This window comes from Kribbella sp. CCNWLW201 (assembly GCF_037203805.1).
GTDB lineage: Bacteria > Actinomycetota > Actinomycetes > Propionibacteriales > Kribbellaceae > Kribbella.
Window position 1 is genome coordinate 1,554,244 of record NZ_JBBCBQ010000001.1, and the last position, 24,796, is coordinate 1,579,039.

The 24,796-nt window shown below is 66.9% G+C and carries 18 protein-coding genes; 9 read left to right on the forward strand and 9 right to left on the reverse strand.

Annotated features, from left to right (window positions below; translation table 11 throughout):
- The first annotated feature begins 52 nt into the window (after window positions 1-52).
- The 4 genes from V9K99_RS07535 (at window position 53) to V9K99_RS07550 (ending at window position 4,986) form a co-directional block, all read left to right on the forward strand.
- Window positions 53-1,564 carry a sugar ABC transporter ATP-binding protein gene (locus tag V9K99_RS07535; RefSeq protein WP_337323120.1) on the forward strand — a complete coding sequence of 504 codons (1,512 nt, stop codon included), beginning with the start codon at window positions 53-55 and terminating at the stop codon, window positions 1,562-1,564.
- Window positions 1,561-2,613 carry an ABC transporter permease gene (locus V9K99_RS07540; protein ID WP_337323119.1) on the forward strand — a complete coding sequence of 351 codons (1,053 nt, stop codon included), beginning with the start codon at window positions 1,561-1,563 and terminating at the stop codon, window positions 2,611-2,613. The genes V9K99_RS07535 and V9K99_RS07540 overlap by 4 nt, the downstream gene beginning before the upstream one ends.
- Window positions 2,610-3,623 (forward strand): galactofuranose ABC transporter, permease protein YjfF, encoded by a 1,014-nt coding sequence (gene yjfF, locus V9K99_RS07545; protein ID WP_337323118.1) that lies wholly within the window; start codon window positions 2,610-2,612, stop codon window positions 3,621-3,623. Before V9K99_RS07540 ends, yjfF begins: the two co-directional genes overlap by 4 nt.
- 307 nt (window positions 3,624-3,930) lie before the next feature.
- Complete coding sequence (locus V9K99_RS07550) at window positions 3,931-4,986, forward strand: hypothetical protein (protein ID WP_337323117.1); 1,056 nt, start codon at window positions 3,931-3,933, stop codon at window positions 4,984-4,986.
- 120 nt (window positions 4,987-5,106) lie between these two features.
- On the opposite strand, the gene V9K99_RS07555 is transcribed toward V9K99_RS07550, so the two are convergent.
- Together V9K99_RS07555 and V9K99_RS07560 are read right to left on the reverse strand one after the other, a co-directional pair.
- Window positions 5,107-5,253 (reverse strand): hypothetical protein, encoded by a 147-nt coding sequence (locus V9K99_RS07555; protein ID WP_337323116.1) that lies wholly within the window; start codon window positions 5,251-5,253, stop codon window positions 5,107-5,109.
- A 65-nt stretch (window positions 5,254-5,318) separates the two neighbouring features.
- The gene (locus tag V9K99_RS07560; RefSeq protein ID WP_337323115.1) at window positions 5,319-6,191 is read right to left on the reverse strand and encodes an OmpA family protein; all 873 of its coding nucleotides are present in this window, start codon (window positions 6,189-6,191) and stop codon (window positions 5,319-5,321) included.
- Between the two features lie 448 nt (window positions 6,192-6,639).
- Here V9K99_RS07560 and V9K99_RS07565 point away from each other — a divergent pair, with 448 nt between their 5' ends.
- From V9K99_RS07565 to V9K99_RS07585, 5 genes are all read left to right on the forward strand, one after another.
- On the forward strand, window positions 6,640-7,998 hold the full coding sequence (locus tag V9K99_RS07565) for a glycosyltransferase (RefSeq protein WP_337323114.1): 1,359 nt from the start codon (window positions 6,640-6,642) through the stop codon (window positions 7,996-7,998).
- Entirely contained in the window at window positions 7,995-10,040 is a 2,046-nt protein-coding gene (locus V9K99_RS07570; protein ID WP_337323113.1) for a right-handed parallel beta-helix repeat-containing protein, read from the forward strand. Before V9K99_RS07565 ends, V9K99_RS07570 begins: the two co-directional genes overlap by 4 nt.
- Window positions 10,037-11,218, forward strand: coding sequence for a hypothetical protein (locus tag V9K99_RS07575; RefSeq protein WP_337323112.1), 1,182 nt, complete (start codon window positions 10,037-10,039; stop codon window positions 11,216-11,218). The genes V9K99_RS07570 and V9K99_RS07575 overlap by 4 nt, the downstream gene beginning before the upstream one ends.
- A gap of 34 nt (window positions 11,219-11,252) precedes the next feature.
- Window positions 11,253-12,581, forward strand: a complete 1,329-nt coding sequence (locus V9K99_RS07580) for a UDP-glucose dehydrogenase family protein (protein ID WP_337323111.1) — start codon at window positions 11,253-11,255, stop codon at window positions 12,579-12,581.
- A 388-nt stretch (window positions 12,582-12,969) separates the two neighbouring features.
- A complete protein-coding gene (locus V9K99_RS07585) occupies window positions 12,970-16,488 on the forward strand; it encodes a PQQ-dependent sugar dehydrogenase (protein ID WP_337323110.1) in 3,519 nt (1,172 codons plus the stop codon).
- Between the two features lie 350 nt (window positions 16,489-16,838).
- Here V9K99_RS07585 and V9K99_RS07590 read toward each other — a convergent pair whose 3' ends face one another.
- The 7 genes from V9K99_RS07590 to V9K99_RS07620 form a co-directional block, all read right to left on the reverse strand.
- Window positions 16,839-19,247 carry a helix-turn-helix transcriptional regulator gene (locus tag V9K99_RS07590; protein ID WP_337323109.1) on the reverse strand — a complete coding sequence of 803 codons (2,409 nt, stop codon included), beginning with the start codon at window positions 19,245-19,247 and terminating at the stop codon, window positions 16,839-16,841.
- Between the two features lie 133 nt (window positions 19,248-19,380).
- On the reverse strand, window positions 19,381-20,163 hold the full coding sequence (locus tag V9K99_RS07595; protein ID WP_337323108.1) for an SDR family NAD(P)-dependent oxidoreductase: 783 nt from the start codon (window positions 20,161-20,163) through the stop codon (window positions 19,381-19,383).
- The gene (locus V9K99_RS07600; protein WP_337323107.1) at window positions 20,160-20,528 is read right to left on the reverse strand and encodes a holo-ACP synthase; all 369 of its coding nucleotides are present in this window, start codon (window positions 20,526-20,528) and stop codon (window positions 20,160-20,162) included. Before V9K99_RS07600 ends, V9K99_RS07595 begins: the two co-directional genes overlap by 4 nt.
- A complete protein-coding gene (locus tag V9K99_RS07605; protein ID WP_337323106.1) occupies window positions 20,528-22,954 on the reverse strand; it encodes a beta-ketoacyl-[acyl-carrier-protein] synthase family protein in 2,427 nt (808 codons plus the stop codon). The genes V9K99_RS07600 and V9K99_RS07605 overlap by 1 nt, the downstream gene beginning before the upstream one ends.
- Before the next feature lie 23 nt (window positions 22,955-22,977).
- Window positions 22,978-24,000, reverse strand: a complete 1,023-nt coding sequence (locus tag V9K99_RS07610; RefSeq protein ID WP_337323105.1) for a glycine cleavage T C-terminal barrel domain-containing protein — start codon at window positions 23,998-24,000, stop codon at window positions 22,978-22,980.
- An 11-nt stretch (window positions 24,001-24,011) separates the two neighbouring features.
- The gene (fabZ, locus tag V9K99_RS07615) at window positions 24,012-24,506 is read right to left on the reverse strand and encodes a 3-hydroxyacyl-ACP dehydratase FabZ (RefSeq protein ID WP_337323104.1); all 495 of its coding nucleotides are present in this window, start codon (window positions 24,504-24,506) and stop codon (window positions 24,012-24,014) included.
- Window positions 24,503-24,787 (reverse strand): phosphopantetheine-binding protein, encoded by a 285-nt coding sequence (locus tag V9K99_RS07620; RefSeq protein ID WP_337323103.1) that lies wholly within the window; start codon window positions 24,785-24,787, stop codon window positions 24,503-24,505. Before V9K99_RS07620 ends, fabZ begins: the two co-directional genes overlap by 4 nt.
- Window positions 24,788-24,796: the final 9 nt, after the last annotated feature.

The following is a 24,796-nucleotide window of genomic DNA, read 5'->3' on the forward strand; positions in this document are numbered from 1 at the left end:
GCCGGCGCGTCGGAGCCGGCCCCGACCGGGGAGAGAAGAGGAAGGTCGCCGCATGGTGGTACCCGGCCCGGTCCTGCGAATGAAGGGGATCGGCAAAGAGTTTCCCGGCGTCAAGGCGCTGGACGGGGTGGACTTCCGGCTGTTCCCGGGTGAGGTCCACGCCCTGATGGGTGAGAACGGAGCGGGCAAGTCGACGCTGATCAAGGTGCTGACCGGCGTCTACACCATCGATTCCGGCGACATCGAGCTCGACGGACGGAAGGTGGCCTTCGGCAGTCCGTCGGCCGCGCAGCAGGCCGGTGTCAGCACCGTGTACCAGGAGGTCAACCTGGTCACGAACCTCTCGGTCGCGGAGAACATCTTCATCGGCCGCGAGCCCCGCCGGCTCGGCCGGATCCTGTGGCGCGAGCTGCGAACTCGAGCCGCCGAGCTGCTGGCCCGGCTCGATCTCGACCTCGACGTCTCAGCGCCTCTGTCGAAGTACTCGCCGGCGATCCAGCAGATGGTGGCGATCGCCCGTGCGGTGGACGTCGAGGCCAAGGTCCTGATCCTGGACGAACCGACCTCCAGCCTGGACGCCGGCGAGGTCGCCCTGCTGTTCAAGGTGATCCGCCAGCTCAAGGACTCAGGTATGGCGATCCTGTTCGTCACCCACTTCCTCGATCAGGTGTACGAGATCTCCGATCGGCTGACGATCCTGCGCAACGGCCGGTTGATCGGTGAGTACCTGACCCGCGACCTGCCTCAGGTCGACCTGGTCGGCAAGATGATCGGGCGTGAACTGGCCGAGCTGGAGCAACTCTCGGAGAAGCCCCTCGCGCGCGTCTCCGAACCGCTCGTCCAGGTCGAGGGCCTCGGCCGGCCGGGTGCCATCGAACCGTTCGACCTCACCATCCGCGAGGGGGAGGTCGTCGGCCTCGCCGGCCTGCTCGGCTCGGGACGCACCGAGATCGCAAGACTGCTGTTCGGTGCCGACCACGCGAGCAGCGGTTCGGTACGTATCGGTGGTGAGCCGGTCGGGATCCGCACGCCGCGCACCGCCACGCGCCACGGAATCGCCTTCTGCTCGGAGAATCGACGGACCGAGGGCCTGATCCCCGACCTCACCGTCCGGGAGAACCTCACGCTCGCCCTGCAGGCGCGACGCGGCTGGCGCCGGCCGATTCCCCGCCGCACGCAGGATCAGCTCGTCGACAAGTACATCACCGCGTTGAACATCCGCCCGGCGAACCCGGAGCACCTGATCAAGAACCTCAGCGGCGGCAACCAACAGAAGGTGTTGTTGGCTCGCTGGCTGATTCTCGAGCCGCGCCTTCTCATTTTGGACGAACCCACCCGCGGTATCGACGTCGGCGCCAAGGCGGAGATCCAGCGCCTGGTCACCGAGCTGTCCGACGACGGAATGTCCGTGCTGTTCATCTCGGCGGAGCTGGAGGAGGTCCTGCGGTTGAGCCACAAGATCGGGGTGCTGCGGGACCGCCGGCTGATCGCCGAGCTGACCAACGACGAGCACCTCACCTCCGACGTACTGATGGAGACGATCGCCAGCGGGAGCGGATCATGAGCACAGTGCTGAAGCACCGGCAGTTCTGGCCGGCGGTCATCCTGGTCGCCCTGCTGCTACTCAACCTGCTCTTCACCGACAGTTTCCTCACCATCGAGATGAAGGGCGGCCACCTCTACGGCAGCCTGATCGACATCGTCCGATTCGGCGCGCCGCTGATCCTCGTCGCGCTCGGCATGACCCTGGTCATCGCCACCAGCGGCATCGACCTCTCGGTCGGTTCGGTGGTCGCGATCTCGGGCGCACTCGCCTGCCTGCAGATCAGCGGCTTGGAGGACGCCAACTCCGTCGGCGGCGTGCTGTCGGCTGTGGGGGTCGCGCTGCTCCTCTCCCTGGCACTCGGCGCCTGGAACGGTCTGCTCGTCGCCGGGATCGGCATCCAGCCGATCATCGCCACGTTGATCCTGATGGTCGCCGGCCGCGGCCTCGCGCAGTTGATCACCGGGGGGCAGATCATCAACGTCAACAGCAGCCCGTACGAGCTGATCGGCGGGGGGTACTGGCTCACGCTGCCGTTCGGCATCTTCCTGGTGGTCGCACTACTCGGGCTGACCGCTTTCCTCACTCGCCGGCTGGCGCTCGGTCTGCTGATCGAGTCGATCGGCGGAAACGCCGAGGCCAGCCGTCTGGCGGGTGTCCGATCTCGTGGCCTGATCATCCTGGCGTACGCGTTCTGCGGCCTGTGCGCCGGCATCGCGGGGCTGATGATCAGCTCCAACGTCTCCAGCGCCGACGGCAACAACGCCGGACTGTGGATCGAGCTCGACGCGATCCTGGCGGTCGTCATCGGCGGCACGTCCCTGGTGGGCGGCAGGTTCTCCCTCGGCGGCACCGTGCTGGGCGCTCTCATCATCCAGACGCTGGCCACCACGATCTACTCGATCGGTGTGCCTCCGGAGACGACCTTGCTGTTCAAGGCGCTCGTGGTGACGATCGTCTGCCTCCTGCAGTCTCCGGCCTTCCGCACGAAGGCCTTTCATCGGCGCCAACGCAAGGAAGCGGGCGCACCAGGTCCGGCGGTCGAGGAGAAGGCGAAGGTTCCGGCATGACGATGACCACCTCGGCAACCAGCCGGATGCCGGTTCCACAGAAGTACCTCCCCACCGTCGTGACCGCCGCCCTGTTCGTCGCCGTGTTCGTCGTGGGCGGCCTCCGGTACGACGGCTTCGCCTCGGGCCAGGTCGTCCTCAACATCTTTGTCGACAACGCCTTCCTGCTCGTCGTCGCCGTCGGACTGACCTTCGTGATACTCACCGGTGGCATCGACCTCTCGGTAGGCGCGGTCGTCGCGCTGTCCACGATGGTGTCGGCGAGCCTGGTCACCAATCACGGCTGGCCGCCGTTGGTGGCGATAGCGCTCGTACTCGTCATCGGGTCGGTGCTGGGGCTGGTGATGGGCGCGATCATCCACTACTTCGAGATCCAGCCCTTCATCGTCACACTCGCCGGCATGTTCCTTGCGCGGGGCCTGTGCTACACCATCGGCACGGACTCGATCCCCATCACCGATCCGGTCTTCACCTCTCTCGCGCAGACGAAGGTGGGCCTTTTCGGTGAGCTGTGGATCTCGCCCAGTGTGGTCATCGCCGTCGCGGCAGTGCTGGTGGCGGCCTACGTTCTGCACTACACCCGCCTGGGCAGGAACGTCTACGCGGTGGGCGGCAGTGAACAGTCGGCACTGCTGATGGGCCTGCCCGCGGCCAGGACGAAGATCGCGGTCTACACGATCAGTGGCTTCTGCTCGGCGCTGGGTGGCGTACTGCTGTCCTTCTACATGCTGTCGGGGTACGGCTTGCACGCCGTGGGAATGGAGTTGGACGCGATCGCCGCGGTGGTCATCGGGGGCACGCTGCTCACAGGTGGTTCCGGGTACCTGGTCGGTAGCGTTCTCGGGGTGCTCGTGCTCGGGCTCATCCAGACGATCATCAGTTTCCAGGGGACGCTCAGCTCGTGGTGGACCAAGATTTTCATCGGTCTACTGCTGCTCGCGTTCATCCTCCTCCAGCGGGTGACAAGCCGTCGTGGGCCGCGCTCACCCGGGGCGCGTCGTCGCGGGTGAAGGGCTCACGCTCCGTGGCTACTACGCCGGGTTGCACCGAGAGGCAGGGCACTCGACACCAATTGGTCTGCACAGCGCTTCCTGCGCACCTCTTTACGCACCTGAATCAGCGCGAGAGCAGGACCACTGCTGGTGATCACACCTGGATGGACCTCGGTTCGAGTCTCGCTGCTGCTCACACATGTCGGGCTTGTCAACTCCCGAAGCGTCCAGTGCGATCAAACAGGGCAGTCACGCATCTCCCTCGTTGGTCGGCCGCTATAGTGGCGCATCCGTCGTGGAGGGGTGGGGACAAATGGTGCGTTCAGTGCGACGCTTTCGATGCTTGCCGAAGTTCGCCGGTCTCATTGCCGGTATAGCGGTGACGGTCGTGCAGATGTCGCCGTCGGCAATGGCGGCGGAGCAGTTGGGCACCCTGGATGGCACCGGCTGTATCTGGGTGATCAACGAGCTCCCTTTGCCGGCTGGATGGAGTGGCGGGAATGTGTACAACAGCGACCGCCACGACTCGTTCGCCGGCTCCGGCGTCGATATGGACGGCAGAACGCGCCCACTGGTGTGGCACGACGGCGATGTGACGGTGCTCGACACTCCGGGCGGCGTTGGCGCGACCGCGCAGGACGTGAACAGCCAGGGCGACGTGGTCGGCGTCGTTTTCGGTGAGGACACCTCGACGCGCGGAGTCCTCTGGCGCGGTGGCCAGATGATCGACCTCCCGTTGCTGCCCGGCGGCGGCTTCGCCGTGCCGACGGCGATCAACAACGCCGGCCTGATCGTCGGCTATGCGGCAGGCGAGGACAACAGCCACGCCGTCGCCTGGTCCGCGAAATCCCCACAGTCAATCCAGGATCTCGGTGTGGTGGCAGGCTCGGCCTACCTCACCGACGTCTCCGAGCAGGGCGCCGTCGTGGGGTGGACCGAGACGGTCGGTGAGGAGTTCAGGCAGCAGGCCATCGCGGGCACGGTGCGCGAAGGGCTGACGACGCTGCCCGGCCCTGTTCCCGGCACCAACTCGATCGCACGCGCCGCCGCAGGCCCCTACATCGCCGGTAGTGCCGTACTGACCAGCGGATCCGGGGACCTGGGAGGCCCGGTCGTGTGGGCACCGACCGGGCCACGTGCCTTGCCGGGGGTTCAAGCCACGCCGTACGCGGTGAACGTCCACGGAACGGTGGTGGGGTTCGATCCCGACCTCGGTGCGGTGATCTGGGTCGGTGACCACGAGCAACAGCTCCCCGCGCTCGTTGCCGGCGATCCCTTCTCCACGTCTGCCACGGTGGCCACGGACAACAACACTGCCGCGGGTAGCAGCGCTGACGCACAAGGCCGTTCCCGTCCTGTGACATGGTCCTGCACATCGTGATCAACTGAGTGGGGAAACCTGCATCGAACGCAGGAAACCTACGCCCATCTGGTCGCTTGCCCAGAGCAACGACACGTAGATGCAACTTCAGTGGTTTCCGCGCCGACAGTGATCGCTATGTCAGGCCTGATCGATGATTTCGCTACTTGCGTCGTCGATCGGAAAGGTCGCCGCCAGCACCTCAAGCATGGCGTGGGCAAATTCAGCAGCGGTCTGATCGCCAGCCCTGTGGGTGCGGAAATCTCCAGAGCTCAGTACCTCCGCCAACCGGGTAGCCGGCCCGCTCGCGCGAGTCCTCCCGATCGGCTTCACCGGCAGACGAACTCGGTGACTCAGCGGGCGGCGACGGTGATGACTACGCGACGGTTCTTTTGGCGGTTGGCGGCGGAGGTGTTGGGTACGGCGGGAGCGGCCTCGCCGAAGCCCTTGGTGGTGATCAGGGACGGATTGAACTTCTCGGTGCGGATCAGCCAGTTGGCGACGGCCTGGGCGCGGCGCTCGGACAGCCGCAGCCCGTACGTCGCGTCACCGCGGTCGTCGGTGTGGCCTTCCACCCGCAGGCGCGCGTTCGGGCTGGTCGCCCTGATCTTGACCGCGATCGCGTGCAGTGCCCGAGCCGCGTCCGGGCGGATCGTCGCCTGGTCGGTATCGAACAGCACGTCGCCCGGCGCGACGTACGAGACCTTGCCCTCGCCGGTGAACACGTCGACCTTGTCCTGCCCAGGCAGCTTTCGCGACTCAAGCCGCGCCGGATCCACGTCCACGTCGGGCAACCTGACTGGCTCCAGCTTCACGGTCTCCACCCGTACGCCGTCCTCGCTGCCGCCCGGACGAGCCGCGCCAGGGCGTGACACGCCACGCCGTACGACGCCTTTGCGGGTGACAGTTGGGAGTACGCCGCTCGTCTCGACCTGGCAGACCTGTGGAGAGCTGACCGCAGCTACCTCGACGCCGGGCACGGTGACTGCGGCGAACACTCGGTCCGAGCCCTGCACCCGACTTTCGGGAATCGTCGCGGCGGGGATCGAGGCTCCTGTGATCCGGACGGCGCCAAGGCAGCCGCCGGGAGCGTCGTACTGAATCACACAGCCGGCGTCGATTGTCTGCGCCGGAATCGTGAACCCGTCGAGCACCGTTCGGTCGCCGGACTTCACCGGCGCGACAGTCACCGGCGGCACAGTGATGTCCGGGAGCTGTCGAATCACGCGGCCAGGCCCTGCAACGCACTCGGGTCGCTCTGCGGGCACAGTCGGCGTAGTAGCCGACGGCGTGGGAGTCGCTGATCGGGTTGTCGATGTGCCGTCGGTGGCCGGCGAGGGTCCGGGAGCCGCCTCGCCACCACCCGAACAAGAGACCAGGAGCAGGCCGATACAGAGAGTCAGTAAAGACTGACTCACCGATTGTGACATTGAGTGCATTGTGCAAGCCTCCCATGCCGGAGAGATTCCCGAAACGCCCCGGCAATCTGCGTTACCAATAATTGAACTCTCGCGAATGATGGCCTAAGAACCTGGATCCGACGTCGGTCCGCCGCTAGCATCTGCTAATCGCTCCACTGGTCGAACCGGTGGGAGCGGCTGTGTACATTGCGTTCTCCGGTCGACAGGAGGGGCTCTCGGCCGGGCACGTCATCAGGCCCAGGGGTGGGTCCAGATGAATTCGATCGCAGCATGCGGTGGGGGGAAACAGATGATTGTTGTTGGCATTCCCATGGTTCGGCTCAGCTTAAGTGAAATCTGGGACAAAATCACCGGAATCAGCTTTTCGACGGACGATCTGTCGCAATGGCGAAGCCTGGTTCCGCTGGCGCTGGCCGGTTTCATTGTGTGGACTTTGTGGCTGTACCGGTTCGTTCTGTCCCGGCTGGCACGACCCATCGTCAACGACTTCACCACCACGACCTCCGTGGTAGTCCCGTCGTACCACGAGGACCCTGACATCCTGATGCGCTGCCTGGAAAGCTGGCGGGCGCAGAAGCCGGACGAGATCCTGATCGTTCTGGATGTCGCCGACACCGACGCCTACGAGCGGCTGGTCGCCCTGGATGACCCCCGGGTCACGCCGATCCTGTTCAAGCACGCCGGTAAGCGGTCTGCGCTCGGCGTTGGCATCCGCGCCGCGAAGTTCGACATCCTGGTGCTCACCGACTCCGACACCAGTTGGCAACCCGGCCTGCTGAAGGCGGTGCAGCGCCCGTTCGCCGACTCAGATGTCGGGGCCGTGAGCACCCAGCAGAACGTGTACGAGCGAAGGACCAGTGTCTGGCGGCGGATCGCCGACTGGCTGGTCAATTTGCGGTATTACGACTACGTGCCGGCGATGGGCCGAGCCGGTGCGGTCGCCTGCGTCTCCGGCCGGACCGGCGCGTACCGTCGTAGTGTCGTACTGCCGGTCCTGGACAACCTGGAGAACGAGTTCTTCCTTGGCCGGCGGTGTGTCTCGGGCGACGACGGACGACTGACGTGGCTCGTCCTGGCGTCCGGCTACAAGACCGTGCACCAGTCGTCTGCCCGGGCGCTGTCGATGTTCCCGGCGTCCTTCCGGGCATTCGCCAAGCAGCGGATCCGGTGGAGCCGCAATTCCTATCGCTGCTACCTGACCGCCGTCTGGAAGGGCTGGCTGTGGCGGGTGCCGCTGGTCACCAAGGTGACAGTGCTGCAGATCCTGCTCACGCCGGTAACGATGGGCATCACCATCGGCTATCTGGTGTTCAGCAGGCTCGAACCGACCTGGCAGAGCGCCGCCCTGGCAGCCGCCTGGATGATGATCGCACGCGGCATCCGCGGAATCTCGCATCTGCGCAGACACCCTTTCGAGGTCTTGTTGCTGCCACTGGTGACGCTGACGGTCATCCTGATCGCCCTGCCGATCAAGTTGTACGCGTTCGTCACGATGAACAAGCAGGGTTGGCTGACCAGGTCCGACAGCATGATCGGAGGCGAGGGGCAGGACGCGGCCTCGCTGCGCGGTAGTGGCTCGGCAGCGGCGCTGCAGACGGAGCAGGTCGCATGAAGAAGCGTCGAAAGTTGCTCGTCGCTGGAGTGCTGACGCTCTCGGTTCTCGGGCTCGCTCAGCCTGGTGCGCTCGCTGCCACGCCGACTCCTTCTCCCAAGCCAAAGGCCGCCACGACGACTCCCAGTCCCAAGCAAAAGGCCGGCACTCAGCCTCCCGCTCAGCCGTCCGCCCGATCGACGACGCCGCCTGACGCGACTCAGCCGTCGGTACCGGGTAAGACGCCGGCGCACGATGACGAAGCGATCGGCCGGCTTCCCTACCCGGGCGATCCGGAGGCGGAGACCGCTTACGTCGCCGACGAGGACCGGCGGCTTGTCGAGGTTCGCACAATCGACTCGCTGACGCGATGGAGCAAGACGTCCCTGAAAACGCCGTACCGGATCGCCACCGGTTCGGCGTACACGCTGGTGCTGACGCCGCGGCGGGAGGTCTACACGATCAAGGACCTGCTCGGGCTCGCCCCGCAGACGTTCATCCGTCAGCCGGACGGCGGGTACCTGCTGTCCGAGCACATCGTGATTCAGTCAGGCGCCACGCTGAACCTCGCATCGGCAGGCGGCCTGAGGCTGCGGCTCGCCAGCGACCCCGACGGATTCGTATCGATAGTCAACTACGGCGGTGTACTGAACGTCCAAGGAGCACAGGGCAAACCGGTCATCATCACCAGCTGGAACCGCGACTCCTCGAACCAGGACACGCTGACCACCGACGGCCGCGCCTACCTCCGCTCGATCGGGGGGCAGGTGAGGTTCCGGTACGCCGAGCTCTCGGACCTCGGGTTCTGGAGCGGCCGGACCGGCGGATTGTCGCTCACCGGCACGGATCGCCCGAACAGTGGCTCCCTCGACAAACTCGGCAAGACCATGCAAGTCGGCAAGCAGGCAGCCAGGGAACGCGCGGCCGCACAGGCCGCCCAGAAGAACCAGGAGAAGACCACGACTCTGGACGGGGCCGGCAAGTCCACACTCAGCCAGGTCCTGCCGGCCGGCGCGTTGCCGCTGCCGGAAGTGGACATCGCCGACCCGGAGTACAGCTACGTCTCCGCCTTGATCCAGAACACGAGCATTCAACGGAACGCGTTCGGCCTGTTCACTGCCAGCGCGAACGGCCTGGACATCCGCGACAGCCGCTTCGATGAGAACCTCGTCGACGGCCTGGTCATGCATCGCTACGTCACCAACGCCGTCGTCGCCTCGAGTACCGCGAACCGCAACGCCGGAGACGGCATCGTTCTCTCCCGAGCGACGACCGGCATCGTCCTGTCCGAGGTCGAGGCGACCGGGAACCATCGCAACGGGCTGACCATGTCCGGCCTGCCCCTCGCGGACGGACCCAGCGCGACCGGTTCGAGTGTCGGCAGCTACGGCAACAACACCGTGTCGAACAGCAAACTCAGCGACAACGGCCGGTACGGCGTGGAGGTGGTCGGCGGCACCAACATCGGCGTCAATGCGAACGACCTCCACGGTAACGACATGGGCATTGTGGTCCGTGGGGGCGCACGCGAGGTCTCGGTCGTCGGCAACCGCGTCGCCGAACCCGCCCGGCAAGGCATCGCAGTCCGCGACGGCGTGACGGCGTCGGTCGTCTCCGGCAACATCGTCAGCGGGGGCGGCACCAGCGTCTACATCCGCGACTCGGCCGCCTCGGTACAGCGCAACACCTTGTCCGACGCAGACTCGCACGCGGTCTCGCTGGTCGGCGTAGTGAGCGCCACGAAGGTCACAGAGAACACCATCAGCGGGCGTGGTCCCAGCGCGATCGACACCAAGCGGGCCGCCGACGTGAACATGCGGCGCTGGAAGAACGACGACGACCACTGGCACGACACCACGCCGTTCCTGGTCACGCTGAAGCGGTTCCTGCAGCCCTTGACCGCGATGTGGTTGGCATTGGCCGCCTTGCTGATCTTCACGGCAGCGCGCGGAACTCGGCGGATCCGGCGTATCGTCCACCCGTACGCTGACAAAGCGTCCGTCAGTGACGGACTACCGGTGTCCGCGACCGAAGTACCGATCGACAACCAGACAGCACCATGACGAGACGTGAAATGATCATCGCCGGTGCCTCCGCTGCCGCAGCACTGCTGATCGGCGGCGGAGTGGTCGCGGCCGTGTGGCCTACCTCCGATCCAAAGACGCCCAGTGCGGGCCGGTCGATACCTACCGTGGCGCCGGCACCGACCATCACGTCGCTGGAACCTACTGACTCTCCATCCTCGCCTGCCTCCGAGGAGGAAGAGGAGGGGAACGGCAAGCGCAAGCCCGAGGACGCGCCAGTGCTTGCCGATGCACCGCCTGCCGGTGAAGGCCCGTTGCCGTCGTCCGCACCGGTGACCTGTCCCACTGCGACTGTCTCGGTCTCCGACGCCAACGGCCTGAAAGAGGCGCTGAAGAACGCTGCGCCGGGCGCCAGCATCGCGCTGGCAGATGGCCGGTACGCCGGGAAGTTCGTCGCCGAAGCATCTGGTACTGCGGCACAACCGATCTGGTTGTGCGGCGGTGCGGGCGCCGTACTGGATGGAGAAAACGTCCGAGGCGGCTATGCATTCCACCTGAACAGGGCGAAGTTTTGGCGGCTTGTCGGCTTCACAGTGACCAATGGCCAGAAGGGCGTGATGGCCGACACCACCGTCGGTTCGGTCATCCAGGGACTGACCGTGCACGACATCGGCGACGAGGCGATCCACCTGCGCGCCAACAGCACGGACAACGTCGTCCTGAGCAACACGATCAGAAAGACAGGCCTGCGCCGGGAGAAGTTCGGCGAGGGCGTGTACGTCGGCTCCGCGGTCAGCAACTGGTGCACCGTGAACGACTGCAAGCCGGACCGCAGCGACCGCAACGTGGTCAAGGACAACAAGATCTCAGAGACGACGTCCGAAGCGGTCGACATCAAGGAAGGTACCACCGGAGGGCTACTGGAGGGGAACACCTTCGACGGAGCGGCACTCAGCGGCGCCGACTCCTGGGTGGATGTCAAAGGCAACAACTGGTTGATCAAGGGCAACACCGGCACGAAATCGACCATGGACGGCTTCCAGACCCATCAGATCCTGAAGGGCTGGGGCGACCACAACCTGTTCACCGGCAACACCGCTGCCGTGGACGGACCCGGGCTAGGCTTCGCGCTGCGCCCGCCCGAGGCCAACGTCGTTGCTTGTGACAACAAGGTCACCGGCGCGGGCGGCGGCCTGAGCAACATTTCCTGCCGCTGATTTCTCACCGTTTCATCGATGTGGGGGGATATCCATGTCTGCAAGGCCACGTCTCACAGTCCTTGGCACCGGCTACCTCGGGGCCACGCACGCCATCTGCATGGCGGTGCTCGGCTACGAAGTACTCGGGATCGACACCGACGCGGCGAAGATCGCCGCGCTGTCCGAGGGGCGCGTCCCCTTCTACGAACCTGGACTCCCGGAGATGCTGCGCAAAGCGCTCGACTCCGGACGCCTGCGCTTCAGCACCGACATCGCGCTTGCCGCCGAGTTCGGCGACGTCCACTTCATCTGCGTTGGAACACCCCAGGCGCCGGACTCGCCCGCGGCCGACCTCCGGTACGTCGATCAGGTGGTCACCTCTCTCGCCGGTCACCTCAGGCGTCGCTGTCTCGTGGTCGGCAAGTCCACCGTGCCGGTCGGCACAGCTGCTCGACTGGCGACCATGCTGCAATCGCTCGCGCCCGCCGGAGATCAGGTCGAGCTGGCGTGGAACCCCGAGTTCCTCCGCGAGGGCTTCGCCGTCGAGGATACGATGCGGCCCGATCGCCTGGTTTTCGGAACATCGTCGCGGTGGGCACTGGCTCAGCTGAAGACCACCTTCGCTCCGCTGCTCGAGGCATCCGTCCCCGTCGTGGTCACGGATCTACCGACCGCAGAACTGGTCAAGGTGGCCGCGAATTCCTTCCTGGCCACGAAGATCTCCTTCATCAACGCGATGGCCGAGGTCTGCGAGAACACCGGCGCAGACGTCCAGCAGCTCGCCGAAGCTCTCTCCTACGACCCCCGCATCGGCGGACGCTTCCTTCGCCCGGGTCTCGGCTTCGGGGGCGGCTGCCTCCCGAAGGACATTCGCGCCTTCATCCACCGCGCCGACGAACTCGGCGTCGGGCAGGCCGTCTCCTTCCTCCGGGAGGTCGACGCGATCAATCAGCGCCGCCGGCAACGAACCGTCGATCTGATCCGCGACCAGGCCGGCGGCTCCCTGGCCGGCGTCACCGTCTGCGCCCTGGGCGCCGCGTTCAAACCCGACTCCGACGACATCCGCGATGCCCCGGCCTTGGATGTCGCCCGCCTGCTCGTCGCCGAAGGTGCGATCGTCCGCGTCTACGACCCCGAAGCAATGGACAACGCCCGCCGGGTCTACCCGGACCTCCACTACGCCTCAACTGTCGCCGACGCCGCCATCGGCGCCCAGGTCGTTGCCCTGCTGACCGAATGGGACCAGTTCCGCGAGATCGATCCCGAATGGCTCGGTGAGCTCGTCGCCGTCCGCGCCATAGTCGACGGGCGCCACGCCCTCGAGCCCACAACCTGGCGCGCTGCCGCCTGGGACTACCGAGCATTGGGCCGCGCCGCCTAGCTCCGAGGCCGGCGTCCACCAGTCGCTTGAGAGGCTGGCGGACGCCGGCCATGTGGCTGAACAAGCTGTCTTGCAAACGGTCGATGCATCCCCGCGACTGGTCATCCAAGCAAGTAAACGATTGCGCGAATTGGCATTTGGTGGCTGCGACGTCAACGGTGTCATCCCCGCACTCGGTGCCGCCACCTGCATCCCGTTATCGGTCAGATGCCATTCGCCTTGCGTCTTGGGCGAAGTGAATCCCGTCGAGCCCCTTGTCGCGGGTCTCGGATGTACCGCAGACTCTGTGGGGGCACGCGGGGGGCGCGTGAATTGTTGAAGCGTGGGGGGTACGGGGATGGTACGTCGCTGTGTTCGGAATTCGTTCGGCCGGGGATTCAGCAGGCCGGTGGGAATAGTGTTGGCGGTCGCGATCGCCGTTGTGGGGCTGCTGGCGGTGCCGATTCCGGCCGAGGCGGCGACGCCCGCGCACGTGCAGAGCCGCGCCAAGGAGATCACCACCGGCACGGTCAACAGCCTGGCGTTCTCGAACGCCAACGCGGCCGGGAACCTGATCGTCGTCTACCTGATCTGGAACACCAGCTCGACGGTTACCTTGTCCGACACCAACGGCAATGTGTACGCCGCCGCGGCGCCAGTGACACGTTGGCACAACAACACCTGGAGCTCGCAGATCTTCTACGCCAAGAACATTGCCGCTGGCACCAATACAGTGCGGGCAACGTTCGGCTCGGCGATCACAGCCTGGGCGGACATCTACATCCACGAGTACTCCGGGGTCGACAAGGCTGCACCCTTCGATGTCTCGGCAGCGGCTGTGGGCACGGGAAATGCGATGAACAGCGGGACCGCGACGACAACCAATGCCAGCGATCTGATCTTCGGCGCCGGTGCTTCAGCCAGCACCGTGACAGCTGCCGGCAGCGGCTTCACCACCCGTCGTACCAACTTCGGCAACCGCACCGAGGACAAGCTCGTCACCACCGCTGGTGCGCACAACGCCACCGCAACTCAGAACGGCTCGGACTGGGTGATGCACATGGTGGCCTTCAAGGCCGACACGGCACCGCCCGACACCACCGCGCCGTCGGTCGCGATCACCGCACCAACAGACGGTGCCACCGTCAACGACATCGTGGCGGTCACCGCGAACGCCACCGATGACGCGGGCGTTGTCGGGGTGCAGTTCCTCGTGGACGGCGTACCAAATGGCGCTGAGGACCGCACCGCGCCGTACGCCCTGAGCTGGGACAGCCGCACCGTGACCAACGGCGCCCACACCCTGTCGGCCCGAGCACGTGACGCCGCCGGCAACACCAGGACCTCGGCGCTCGTCAACCTCAACGTCGCCAACACGAACTACTTCCAGAACGAGATCCTCGCGACCGGCCTCGACCTGCCGACCACGTTCGAGTTCCTGCCCGACGGACGCATGCTCGTCGGTGAACTGCAGGGCAAGATCAAGGTACTGCCGCCGCCGTACACCACACCGAGTCAGACTCTGTTCCTGCAGATCAGCAACATCGGATCCGCTGGCGTCCAGCAGGGCATCTACGACCTCGCGCTCGATCCGGACTTCGCCACGAACCGCTATTACTACGTCTTCTACACACTGGGATCACCCAACCACGACCGCGTCTCCCGCTTCACCGCCAACGCAACTCTGACCGGCACGGTCGCCGGCAGCGAGTTCGTGCTCTACGAGGACCCGCAGGACGCGGACGCCGAGCACCACGGCGGCGCACTGAACTTCGACAACAGCGGGAAACTGCTCTTCACCACCGGCGAGCACTTCGATCCCCCGCTCTCACAGCTGCTCAACAACCCGCGCGGCAAGGTGCACCGCATCAACACCGACGGCACCGCGCCGACCGACAACCCCTTCTACGACGGGGCCGGGCCGAACATCGACACGATCTGGGCCCGCGGCCTGCGCAACCCGTTCCGGGCCTACTACGACGCCCCAACAGGCCGGTACTTCGTCGGCGATGTCGGCGGCAACGATCCCTCCACGTCCATCGAGGAGGTCAACCTCGGGACACCGGGCGCCAACTTCGGCTGGCCGGACAGCGAGGGACCGTGCTCGGCACCCTGCACCAGCCCACTGATCTCCTACCCCCACGCCTTCCGCGACGCCGCCGTCACAGGCGGCTTCGTCTACCATGGCACCGCCTTCCCGGCCGCCTACCGAGGCGCCTACTTCTACGCCGACTACGCGCAGAACTGGATCCGCGGCGTCACGCTCGACGACAACGGCGCCGTCACCGGCAGCTTCAACTTCGAACCCGCGGACGGATCGGTGGACGGCCCGTACGGCGACATCGTCTACCTGGCCGAAGGCCCGGACGGCGCCCTCTACTACGCCGACCTGGGCTACTCCGACGACAGCGGCACCTTTGGCGTCAGCAAGATCCGCCGCATCAAGTACGTCCAGTCCAACCAGGCGCCGGTCGTGAACGCCGCCGCCACGCCGACCTCCGGCCCGACACCCCTGGACGTGTCGTTCTCCAGCGCCGGCTCGTCCGATCCCGAAGGCCAGCCGCTCACCTACTCCTGGGCCTTCGGCGACGGTACGACGTCCACTGAGCCGAATCCGACGCACACCTACACCACCGCCGGCGCCTACCAGGTCCGGCTGACGGTCTCCGACGGAGTGAACAGCTCAATCTCCACGCCCGTCGCCATCAGCGCCGGCAGCGTCCCGTCGGCGACGATCCTGACACCAACCGACGGCGCCCAGTTCCAAGCCGGCGACGTCATCACGTACAGCGGTGACGGCACCGACCCCGACGACGGAGCGCTACCCGCCAGCGCGTTCACCTGGAACATCGACTTCCTGCACGACGGCCATGTGCACCCTGGTACGCCGATCACCGGGGTCAAGAGTGGCAGCTTCACCATTCCGACATCGGGCCATGACTACAGCGGCAACACCCGCTACCGCATCACCCTGACGGTCCGCGACTCGACCGGCCTGACCTCGACCAAGTCGGTCACGGTCTACCCGCAGAAGGTGAACCTGAGCTTCGACACCGTGCCCACAGGCCGCACCCTGTACTTCGACGGGATAGCGAAGACGACTCCGTTCGTCGCCGACACCCTCGTGGGCTTCAGCCACACCGTCGAGGCACGCAACCAGACTGCCGGCAACACGTCGTACATCTTCGCCTCCTGGTCTGACGGAGGCGGCCAGCAGCACACCATCACGGCCCCGCCGACCCCGCAGAGTTACACCGCCACCTTCACTGCGACGCAGGTGCCGACCGGGCTTGTCGGAGCCTGGGGGTTCAACGAAGGTGCCGGGACGAGCGTGGGTGACTCGTCGGGCAGCAGCAACAACGGCACCCTGGCCGGCGCCGGCGCGACCTGGAACGCGGCCGGCAAGTACGGCGCCGCCCTGTCGTTCAACGGCTCATCGGGCGCCGTCACCGTGCCGCACTCGACCTCACTCGGCCTCAACTCCAGCTACACCCTCGAGGCGTGGGTCAACCCGACGGCACTGAGTGACTACCAGACCGTCCTGATCAAGGAGGCGTCATTCGGCGGCTGCGGGTACTGGTTGCAGACCACGGGCAACAAGCTCGCCAGTGGGTTCAACAACGGCGGTTGTCGCGAGTACGTCGGCAGCGCTCCGACCATCCCGCTCAATCAGTGGTCGCACCTCGCCGCCGTCTTCGACAATGCCGCCAACACCTACACGCTCTACCTCAACGGAGTGGCGATCCTGACCGCGACCGAGACCACGACACCCGTACCCAACACCCAGCCGTTGGTATTCGGTCAGTCCGCCTGCGACTTCTGTGGCAGCGAACGCTGGCGCGGCCTCATCGACGACATCCGCATCTACAACCGAGCCCTCACCCCCACCGAGATCCAAACCGACATGGCCACAGGCATCACCTCGTAGCCAGGTCGCCTTCTAGCCGTCGGCGACACGGCCAGGCACAGCTGAGCCTGGCCGTGTGCCCCGCGCGGTGCAGCAACTCCCCACTCGGGACCTTCGGCAAGCGTTCGACGGCTCCACGCCGTTCGACGACCCACGCAGCTACCTGAGCTCGGGACGTGAAGCTAAGTCTGTTCAGTTCACATCGGTTCCGCGGCCACGACAGCTACCTTCCGGATCGGATAGTCGCTGGGGCTCGAGCACTCGCCGGGTGCGACCCAGGTGATGTCGGGAGGCCAGCGTGTGAGTCGTCCCCAGTACGCCGTGTTCCTGGGCTTGGGCGACTGCTCGACGCCGGCCAGGGCGTCAGCTCGTCAGGACAGGTGGCGTTGGGTTACCCATTGGGCGACGTGGACGCGTGATGGCATGCCGAGTTTGCGCATTGCGTGGCGGACATGGTTGGTCGCTGTCCACTCGGCGATGTTGAGGCGGTTCGCGATCTGGCGGTTGGTCATTCCGTCGGCGACGAGGACAACGACTTCCCGTTCGCGGGCGGTGAGCGACGTGCCGTGGAAGGCGTCGGTCGGCGTGTGTGTCCTTTCGGTGTGTGCGGCCGGCTGTTCGATCAGTCCGGCACCTTCGTCCAGCAATGTTGACAAGGGCAACGTCTTGCCCGCGATGCAGGCGTTGTCAAAGGCAACAGCCCCGACACGTTCGCGCAGGTGCTGCAGTGCGCGGTCGACGTACATCAGGATCTCCGCGCAGGCGTAGTTGTGCGTCTCGGCCCGGATCGCACTTGCCGCCGCGATCAGGCGAACCGCTGCCCGGTCCGTCGCAGGCCGGCGACGGCCGGCAAGCACCAGGGCCAGCGCCTCCAGCGCAAAGGGCGTGCTCGGATGTGTGTCCGTCTCGGCTGCCTCCAACGCCACGGTCCGGCAGATCCGTTCGGCCTCCTGCTGATCGCCGCGCCGGAAGGCGACCAGGCCCGCCAGCGCGCGGACGCTGCGAGTGTTGCAGTCGGCACCATCCTCCTCCAACAGCGGCAACGCGAAGTCGATCGCCTCGTCGACCATCGACACATCGCCATGGCTCATCGAGATCATTGCCAGGTCGATGAGCACCAGCGCCGCCGCCCTCGGCGCCTCGACTGCCCGCCACAACGACAAGCTCTGCTCGCACAGCCGCCGGGCCAGATCCAGGTCTCCGCGAACTCGGGCAAGATTCCCCTGGCAGTTCAAGGCCGCTGCCTCGCCCGCGGCGTCGCCGAACTCATGGAACGCCGCAATCGCACGGCGCTGGTAGTGCTCCGCGCGGGTGTACTCCCCGAGCGCCATCGCCAGCACGCCGGCCGCATGCAGTGCCTCAGCGATGCGCTTGTCACCCGCGAGGACGAGGCCGTCTGCCAGCGTCTCCTCCAACATCTGCAGACCCTCGCTCAGACGGCCCCGGCTGAACATGAACCGCCACATCCCCGTTGCCAGCGCAAGCGCCGCGCCTGCGTCACCGCGGGCGCGCAGATGCTGATAAGCCGCTCGAGCGTTGGCCTGGTCCGCCGTCAACCGGCGGATGTATGCGGCCTGCTGTCCACCGCGGAGATCCTGTTCGGCATCGGCGACCAGGCGCAGCACGTACTCGGTGTGCCGGTCGCGCACCTCCTGCTCGTCTTCGGTACTGCGCAGTTGTTCGACGCAGAACGCCCTGATCGTGTGCAGCTGATAGAACCTCGGCTCGCCGTCAGCACCGACGGATGCCGTCAACATCCCCTTGTCGAGCAGCGATTCCAGCAGTGCCTCACCGCGAGGCCGAGCCAACTGGGCGACATCGACCGCGGCCGCCACGGTGAAGCCGTCCGCGAAAACGCCGAGCCTGATGAGTAAGTCGCGCTCATCCTTGCTCAGCAACTGGTAGCTCCACAGGATTGCTGCCCGCATGGTCTGCTGGCGCCTTGGCACGTCGGTCAGTTCCAGGCGCAGGATGTCGATGCCGTCACGCAGCCTGGCCAGCAGCGCTGCTGGACCGAACACCCGGAGCCTCGTCGCGGCGAGTTCGATGGCCAGCGGCAGCCCGTCGGCCAAGCGGCAGATCTCGGCGACGTCGCCCACGTTGTCATCGGTCAGCAGGAAATCCGGCGCCACGGCCCGGGCGCGCTGGACGAAGAGCGCGATCGACGGGATCACCGCGATCTCGGCCAACGGCATGCGCAACGAGTGCACGAGTGGCAGTGGCCTGACCGGGTACAGCCTCTCACCGTAGATCCGCAGCGGCTGACGACTCGTGGTCAGGACCCTCAGGCCGGGGCAGTGCGACAGCAGGCCTGCCAGCAGGTCGGCGACGCCGTCCGCAACATGCTCGCAGTTGTCGAGCACCAGCAGCAGTTCGCGATCTCGCAACCCGTCGCGGATGTTTTCCGGAGAGGCACCGCCGAAAACTTGCCGGCAAGCGGCTGTGACCGCGCCGGTGACCTGGCTGGGCTCGGACAACGCAGCGAGGTCGACCAGCCGGACGCCGTCGCGGAAGCCGGCTCGCAGATCGCCGGCCACCGCCTGCGCCAGCCGGGTCTTGCCGGTACCTGCCGGGCCGGTCAGGGTGACGAGACGTGCGGCGCCCTGAATGATCTGCCGCAGCGCCAGGCGTTCGGTGTTGCGTCCGATCATCTCGTGGGGCGGGTGCGCGTCGGCCGCCCAGCCGCAGGGCGCCGGGCCGATCCGTTCCGAGGAACCATGGCCGCCCAACTGCGGGCCGCCGGGTAGGCCCGGACCTGCCGTCTCGCGTCCCCTGGCCACCAGTCCTCCTAGGTCGTGTCTGGAAATTCTGGGCATCGCCTCCAACGATCGTTTCATCACACTCGGTGAGAGTAGCTGCGGTCCGGTCGCGTTGCCCTAGTGGACAACCCCCACTCCCGCAGGCATTTCTGCCTCATCGCGCAGCGTAGCCACCGTCGACCAGCAGATCTGTCCCGGTGACGAACGAGGCGTCGTCGGACAACAGAAACAGGACTGCGGCGGCGATCTCACCCGGTACTGCCATCCGGCGCAGCGGCGTTGCGCTCACGAAGTCGGCCACGAACTGTGCCGGCAACGCCGCGGTCATCGGTGTCTCGACCATGCCGGGAGAGACGGCGTTCACCCGGATGCCTGCGGCCGCGAGCTCGACGGCAGCGGCGCGGGTCATTGCGGCGACAGCACCCTTGGCCGCGTGGTAGGCAAATGCGGCGCCGGAGCCGACCAGCCCGAAAACCGACGACACGTTCACGATCGCTCCGCCACCGGCCAGATGCATGCACGGTAGGACAGTCTGCATACCCAGCCAGGTGCCGCGCTGACTCACGTCGACAACACGATCCCATTCACCGGCCGTGACACCGGGGAGGCCATGGCCGCCGAGGACGCCGGCATTGTTCACGAGCAGGGTCGGATAGCCGAAAGACCTGCGCGCGGTCCGGGTGAGCCTCGACCATGCGTCGGGGTCGGTGACGTCGGCCTGGACCGCCACGACCCGCCCGGTGAGACCCGCCGACTCGATCTCCGCGACAGCCGCCTCGCACCGTCCACCATCGACATCAGCGAGGACGACGCCGGCGCCGGCCGCAACCAAGCCGGCCGCGACTGCACGGCCGATACCGCTGGCCGCGCCGGTGACCAGGGCGCTCCGACCGGCCAGGCCAGCACCCGACCGCAGTGGCGTCGTGCCCGCGATCACGCTGCGGCCTCGTCGCGCGGCCCAGGCAGCCAGGCCAACGCTGCTGCGTACCCGGCGGCATGGGTCAGAGACACCCGCGGCACCAGGAGATTCGACTGCCGGCACCACCGTTCGATGGATCCGGTCAGCAGGACCTCGGGCGCCCGTGACGGCGTACGGAGGATCTCGATCTCGCGCCACGGCACGGGCCCGGGCCATCGCAGCGCCTCGACGATCGCGTGCTTTGCCGCCACCCGTGCAGCCAGGTGCTCGCCGACGCGGGCGAGCCCCGCGCAGTACGCCAACTCGGCAGGGCTCAGCAGTTCATGCCACGCACAAGCATCGGTGGATACCTCGAGGACACAGACGCAGATGGGCGCCGACATCATGGGCACGCTGTCAGCACCACGGACGCGTAGGTACCGCCCCAGTTGGCCGCCGTGACCAGTGCGGCACGCCCGGCCGGATCGTGGTCCGAAGCGACGTACGGCTCCAGTCCAGGCAGCGGGTCGCGCAGGCCCGCGATCGGTGGAACCCAACTGGTCCTGACGCTCTCGGCCGCGGCCAGCACGGACATCAGCGCGGTGGTGGCGTGGATGTGGCCAACTTGGCCGGAGAGGTTGGCCAGCCTGGTCGAACCCGTCGGAAACACGGCAGCAACGGCCCTGGCCTCGGCCAGGTCGAGTGCGGCGGTTCCCCGGGCGTCGCCGTACACGACTCCGACGTCAGCCGGCGTCAGACCTGCCGCGTCCAGCGCGTTGCGGTGGCACTGTGCCCAGGCCTCTCCCGACGGGTCGTTGGCCGCCACCCGGTAGGCGTCCCCGGTGCTGGCGTGCCCGCGGACCTCGGCAAGGATTGTCGCCCCGCGCCGTCGCGCGTGTTCCAGTGACTCCAGGACGAGGGCCACCGAGCCTGCACCGAGGACGCAGCCGCTGGGCTCGCGGTCGTAGGGACGGACGACCTCCGGGGCCAGTATCCCCAGGTGGTCGTAGCCGAGGTGCAGTAGGCCGGTCAGTTCGTCCGCGCTCACCGCAGCCATGACCTCAGCCTCACCACGCCGGATGAGGTCCGACGCGTACCCGAGCCCGGCGACGCCGGAGGCGCAGCCGACGGCCAGCGTGGACAACGGACCCTTGATCTGCAGCGACAGGCAGGCGTGCCCGGGAGCCGCGTTCATGACCGAGTTCGGGAACAGCCGGGGGTTGACTCGGTGTGGGCCCTCGGTACCGATCGTCTCGGTCAATCGCGCCACTGTGTCCAGTGGACCGGTACAGGTACCGAAGACCATTCCGACGTCGGTCGCGTTCTGCCGGGTGATCTGGTATTCGGCGTCGGAGAAGGCGTCCCGGGCCGCAGCGAGCACCAGCGTTCCGAGCTGGTCCAGCCGCCGGGCGTACGCGGGGTTGATCCAGCGCTGGTAGTTCTGGTCGGTGATCTCCGCTGCGAGCCGAGTCGTCGCTTGGCTCGTGTCGATCCGGGTCGCCCGAGCGATGCCGACCGTGCCTGTGCGCAGGGCCGTGATCAGACCGTCATGTCCCAGGCCGACCGGCGACACCACGCCGGCACCGGTGATCACCACCCGGCGGTCCGGCCGCCGTGGCGCCGGCCTGAGCGTACGGCCGAGCACCAGCGAGCAGTTGTTGCCGCCGAACGCGAACGAGTTCGACACCACCAGCTCGAGCTCGGCCTGCCGCGATGCGTTCGGTACGACGTCGTACGCCGGGCAGTCGTCCGCAGCGTCGACATTCACCGTGGGCGGCAGCGTCTGTTCGCGCAACGCCAGCGCACAGACCGCGGCCTCCAGCGCACCCGCGGCGCCGAGCATGTGGCCGACCTGCGACTTGGTGCTGCTCATCGGCGGTGCTGTCCGGCCGCCGAACAGCGCCGTCACCGCCTTGCGCTCAGCACTGTCATTGGCCGGCGTCCCAGTGCCGTGTCCGTTTACGTAATCGACGTCCTCGGAGCTGCACCCAGCCTGCTCCAGTGCGCGCCGCATCGCTCTCAACGCACCGCCGCCCACGGGATCCGGAGCAGTCGCATGGTGCGCGTCACTGGTCAGCGCGTAACCCAGCACGTAGCCCAGGACCTGGGCGCCGCGAGACCGAGCCACTCGCTCGGACTCGAGGACCAGGAAAGCCGCGCCCTCGCCGATGTTGAGGCCACTGCTGCGTGAGTACGGCGCGCACGGCTGATCGTCGAGCGCCTTGAGACTGTCGAATCCGGCCAGCGAGAGCATGTCGAGGACGTCCACGCCACCGGCCAGCATCACATCGGCTCGGCCTTCCCGGATCGCGTCCAGCGCCCAGCCGATCGAGTTGGCTCCGGCCGCACAGGCGTTGGAGATCACGACCTTCGGCCCCTTCAGTCCGAAGGCCGCGCTGACCGCATCGGTCGACGTGTACAGCGGATACACCAGCAGATGGTGCTTCGAAGCACCGGCGACCCCGCTACGGAGCAGTTGCCAGTGGTACTGCTCCCCGGCGTCGAGTCCGCCGACCGACGTACCCATCGCGATGCCGACCCGGTACGGATCGAACGTACCGAGGTCCACCTTGGCATCCTCTACGGCCTCGGCCGCGGCACCCAGCGCCAAGGCGATCGCACGATCGATCCGGCCCCGGCCCTTTCGGGGCGGGTCCGGGATCTCGCCGACCTCGCCCGAGTACTGGCAGCTCAGCGTGGACGTGTCGAGGCGCCGGGTCCGGTCGATTCCGCTCCCAGCGTCGCGGACCCCGGCCCAGACAGCCTCGGCGCCGGTGCCCAGGGCGCAGGTCACCCCGATCCCGGTGATGGCTACACCTGTGGCGTTCATGTGCTCTCCTGTCGCCTTCGCCGTCATTCGAGGGGTACGCCGAAACTGGTGGCGACCAGGAATGGTGCAGCGGCCGTCTGGACCGGCCGGCCGAACTGCTCGAGGAGCAGCGTCAGACCGGCAGCGGCCACGTCGGCGTCGACCTGGGCAGTGCCGATCACCCGGCCGAGCCTCGGCGAGAACACCGCGTGGGTGACCGCACCGAACTCTTCGCCATCGAGGCCCAGCCCGGTGCCAGGCTCCGGGATCGCCTGCAGCAGATCGGAGGCGATCCAGCAGACCGGGCGGCGCGGCGGGTCAGCCTCCCAGTGCGCCGCGAGCGCATCCTTGCCGACGAACTCGTGCCCGAAGTCGACCATCCACTGCAGGCCGACCTCGAATGGCGTCGCGCCGTCCGCCTCCCGCTCCAGGTTCGCGAACCTCATCTCCATCCGGCAGACGTCCACGGCGGCCCCGCTGACCGGCCGCGCGCCGAGACCGACCAGGTGCTCGCGCAGCTCGTTGCCTGCGGCAACCGGTACGTGCAGCTTGTAGCCGTACTCGCCGGTGACGCCGGTACGGCTCACGAGCACCTCCGGACCGGCCGGCCACGGCGCCTTGACGAAGCTGCCATAGGACATCGACGTGATCGGGAAGGGCAGGAACTTCTGCGCGATCGCCGGAGCCTGCGGGCCCTCGATGCCGTACACGTGGAACTCGTGGCTGACATCCTGCACGGTCACGTCGTACGTCCCGGTGTTGCCGGCGGCAACCAGGTACTCGGTCGCGGCGGCGGCCTGCGCCGGCCAGATCTCGACGAGGTAGTCGGCGCCACGGCAATGGATCAAGGCCTCGGCCAGCACCGTGCCGTCCGAGTTCAGCAGCAGCGCCGAAGAGATCTGGCCCTCGAGCAGGAAGTCGACGGTGCGGGTCGACACCTGACCGAGGAAGGCCGATGCCCCGCTGCCGGCGATCCTGACCAGGCCGAGACCGGTGTAGTCGACCAGACCGCATGCACTGCGCAGCAGTTCGTACTCGGCGACGGTGTCGGAGTGGACGCTCTCCATGATTCTCTCCTTCATTCGCTGTCGTTGCGTTCGGTGACGACGAGCCGGGTCGTCATCACGACCTCGCGGCCGACCGACGCCTGACCGGTCACCGACATCAGGTCGCTCATCCTGGGACCGGTCTGGGCCCGGACGACGAGTTGATCGCCAGGCACCACGGTGCGCAGGAACTTGGCCTGCTTGATCTCGGCGAGGTAGCCGACCCGCTCTGCCACGTCGGCCACCAGCTCGCCGGTGCTCCGGGCCGCCGCCGCACTGCCGTAGATCACCGCGGCGAGCTGCGCGACACATTCGACGAGCAGAACGCCCGGGTACAGCATCCGGCCGGGAAAGTGGCCGGACAGCACCGGATCGGAGGCGGTGATGCTCTTGATCGCCTCCGCCCGTACGCCTGGCTCGACCGATGTCACCCGGTCCAGCAAGAAGAACGGGTACCGGTGCGGTAGCAGTCGCGCGATCTCGTCAGCCGACAGGCCACCCGGACGCGCGGACGGTACCGCGGTCATCGATTGCCTGCGACGTGGTCGACGAGGCGGTTGAGCGAGAGCAGGCTCTCGGTGTCGTCGTCGGTGATCATCACCCCGAACTTCTCCTCCACGGCCATCGCCAGCTCGAGGGTGTCGATGGAGTCGAGCTCGAGTCCCCGGCCGAACAGCGGCTGGTCGTCGCCGATCATCTCCGGATCCACCGAGAGACCGAGCCGGTCGACCAGCAGGTGTTTGACCTCACCGCACAGGACCTGTCTCGCCTTTGCAGCTGCCTTCGTCTCTTCCAGTGTTGCCAGCATGTGACCTCT

Bases quoted from the DNA above. Each gene is read 5' to 3' on its own strand.
- V9K99_RS07535 (WP_337323120.1), top strand. From the start codon at position 53: ATGGTGGTACCCGGCCCGGTCCTGCGAATGAAGGGGATCGGCAAAGAG.
- V9K99_RS07540 (WP_337323119.1), top strand. From the start codon at position 1,561: ATGAGCACAGTGCTGAAGCACCGGCAGTTCTGGCCGGCGGTCATCCTG.
- yjfF (WP_337323118.1), top strand. From the start codon at position 2,610: ATGACGATGACCACCTCGGCAACCAGCCGGATGCCGGTTCCACAGAAG.
- V9K99_RS07565 (WP_337323114.1), top strand. From the start codon at position 6,640: ATGAATTCGATCGCAGCATGCGGTGGGGGGAAACAGATGATTGTTGTT.
- V9K99_RS07570 (WP_337323113.1), top strand. From the start codon at position 7,995: ATGAAGAAGCGTCGAAAGTTGCTCGTCGCTGGAGTGCTGACGCTCTCG.
- V9K99_RS07575 (WP_337323112.1), top strand. From the start codon at position 10,037: ATGACGAGACGTGAAATGATCATCGCCGGTGCCTCCGCTGCCGCAGCA.
- V9K99_RS07580 (WP_337323111.1), top strand. From the start codon at position 11,253: ATGTCTGCAAGGCCACGTCTCACAGTCCTTGGCACCGGCTACCTCGGG.
- V9K99_RS07600 (WP_337323107.1), bottom strand. From the start codon at position 20,528: ATGTCGGCGCCCATCTGCGTCTGTGTCCTCGAGGTATCCACCGATGCT.
- V9K99_RS07605 (WP_337323106.1), bottom strand. From the start codon at position 22,954: ATGAACGCCACAGGTGTAGCCATCACCGGGATCGGGGTGACCTGCGCC.
- V9K99_RS07610 (WP_337323105.1), bottom strand. From the start codon at position 24,000: ATGGAGAGCGTCCACTCCGACACCGTCGCCGAGTACGAACTGCTGCGC.
- fabZ (WP_337323104.1), bottom strand. From the start codon at position 24,506: ATGACCGCGGTACCGTCCGCGCGTCCGGGTGGCCTGTCGGCTGACGAG.
- V9K99_RS07620 (WP_337323103.1), bottom strand. From the start codon at position 24,787: ATGCTGGCAACACTGGAAGAGACGAAGGCAGCTGCAAAGGCGAGACAG.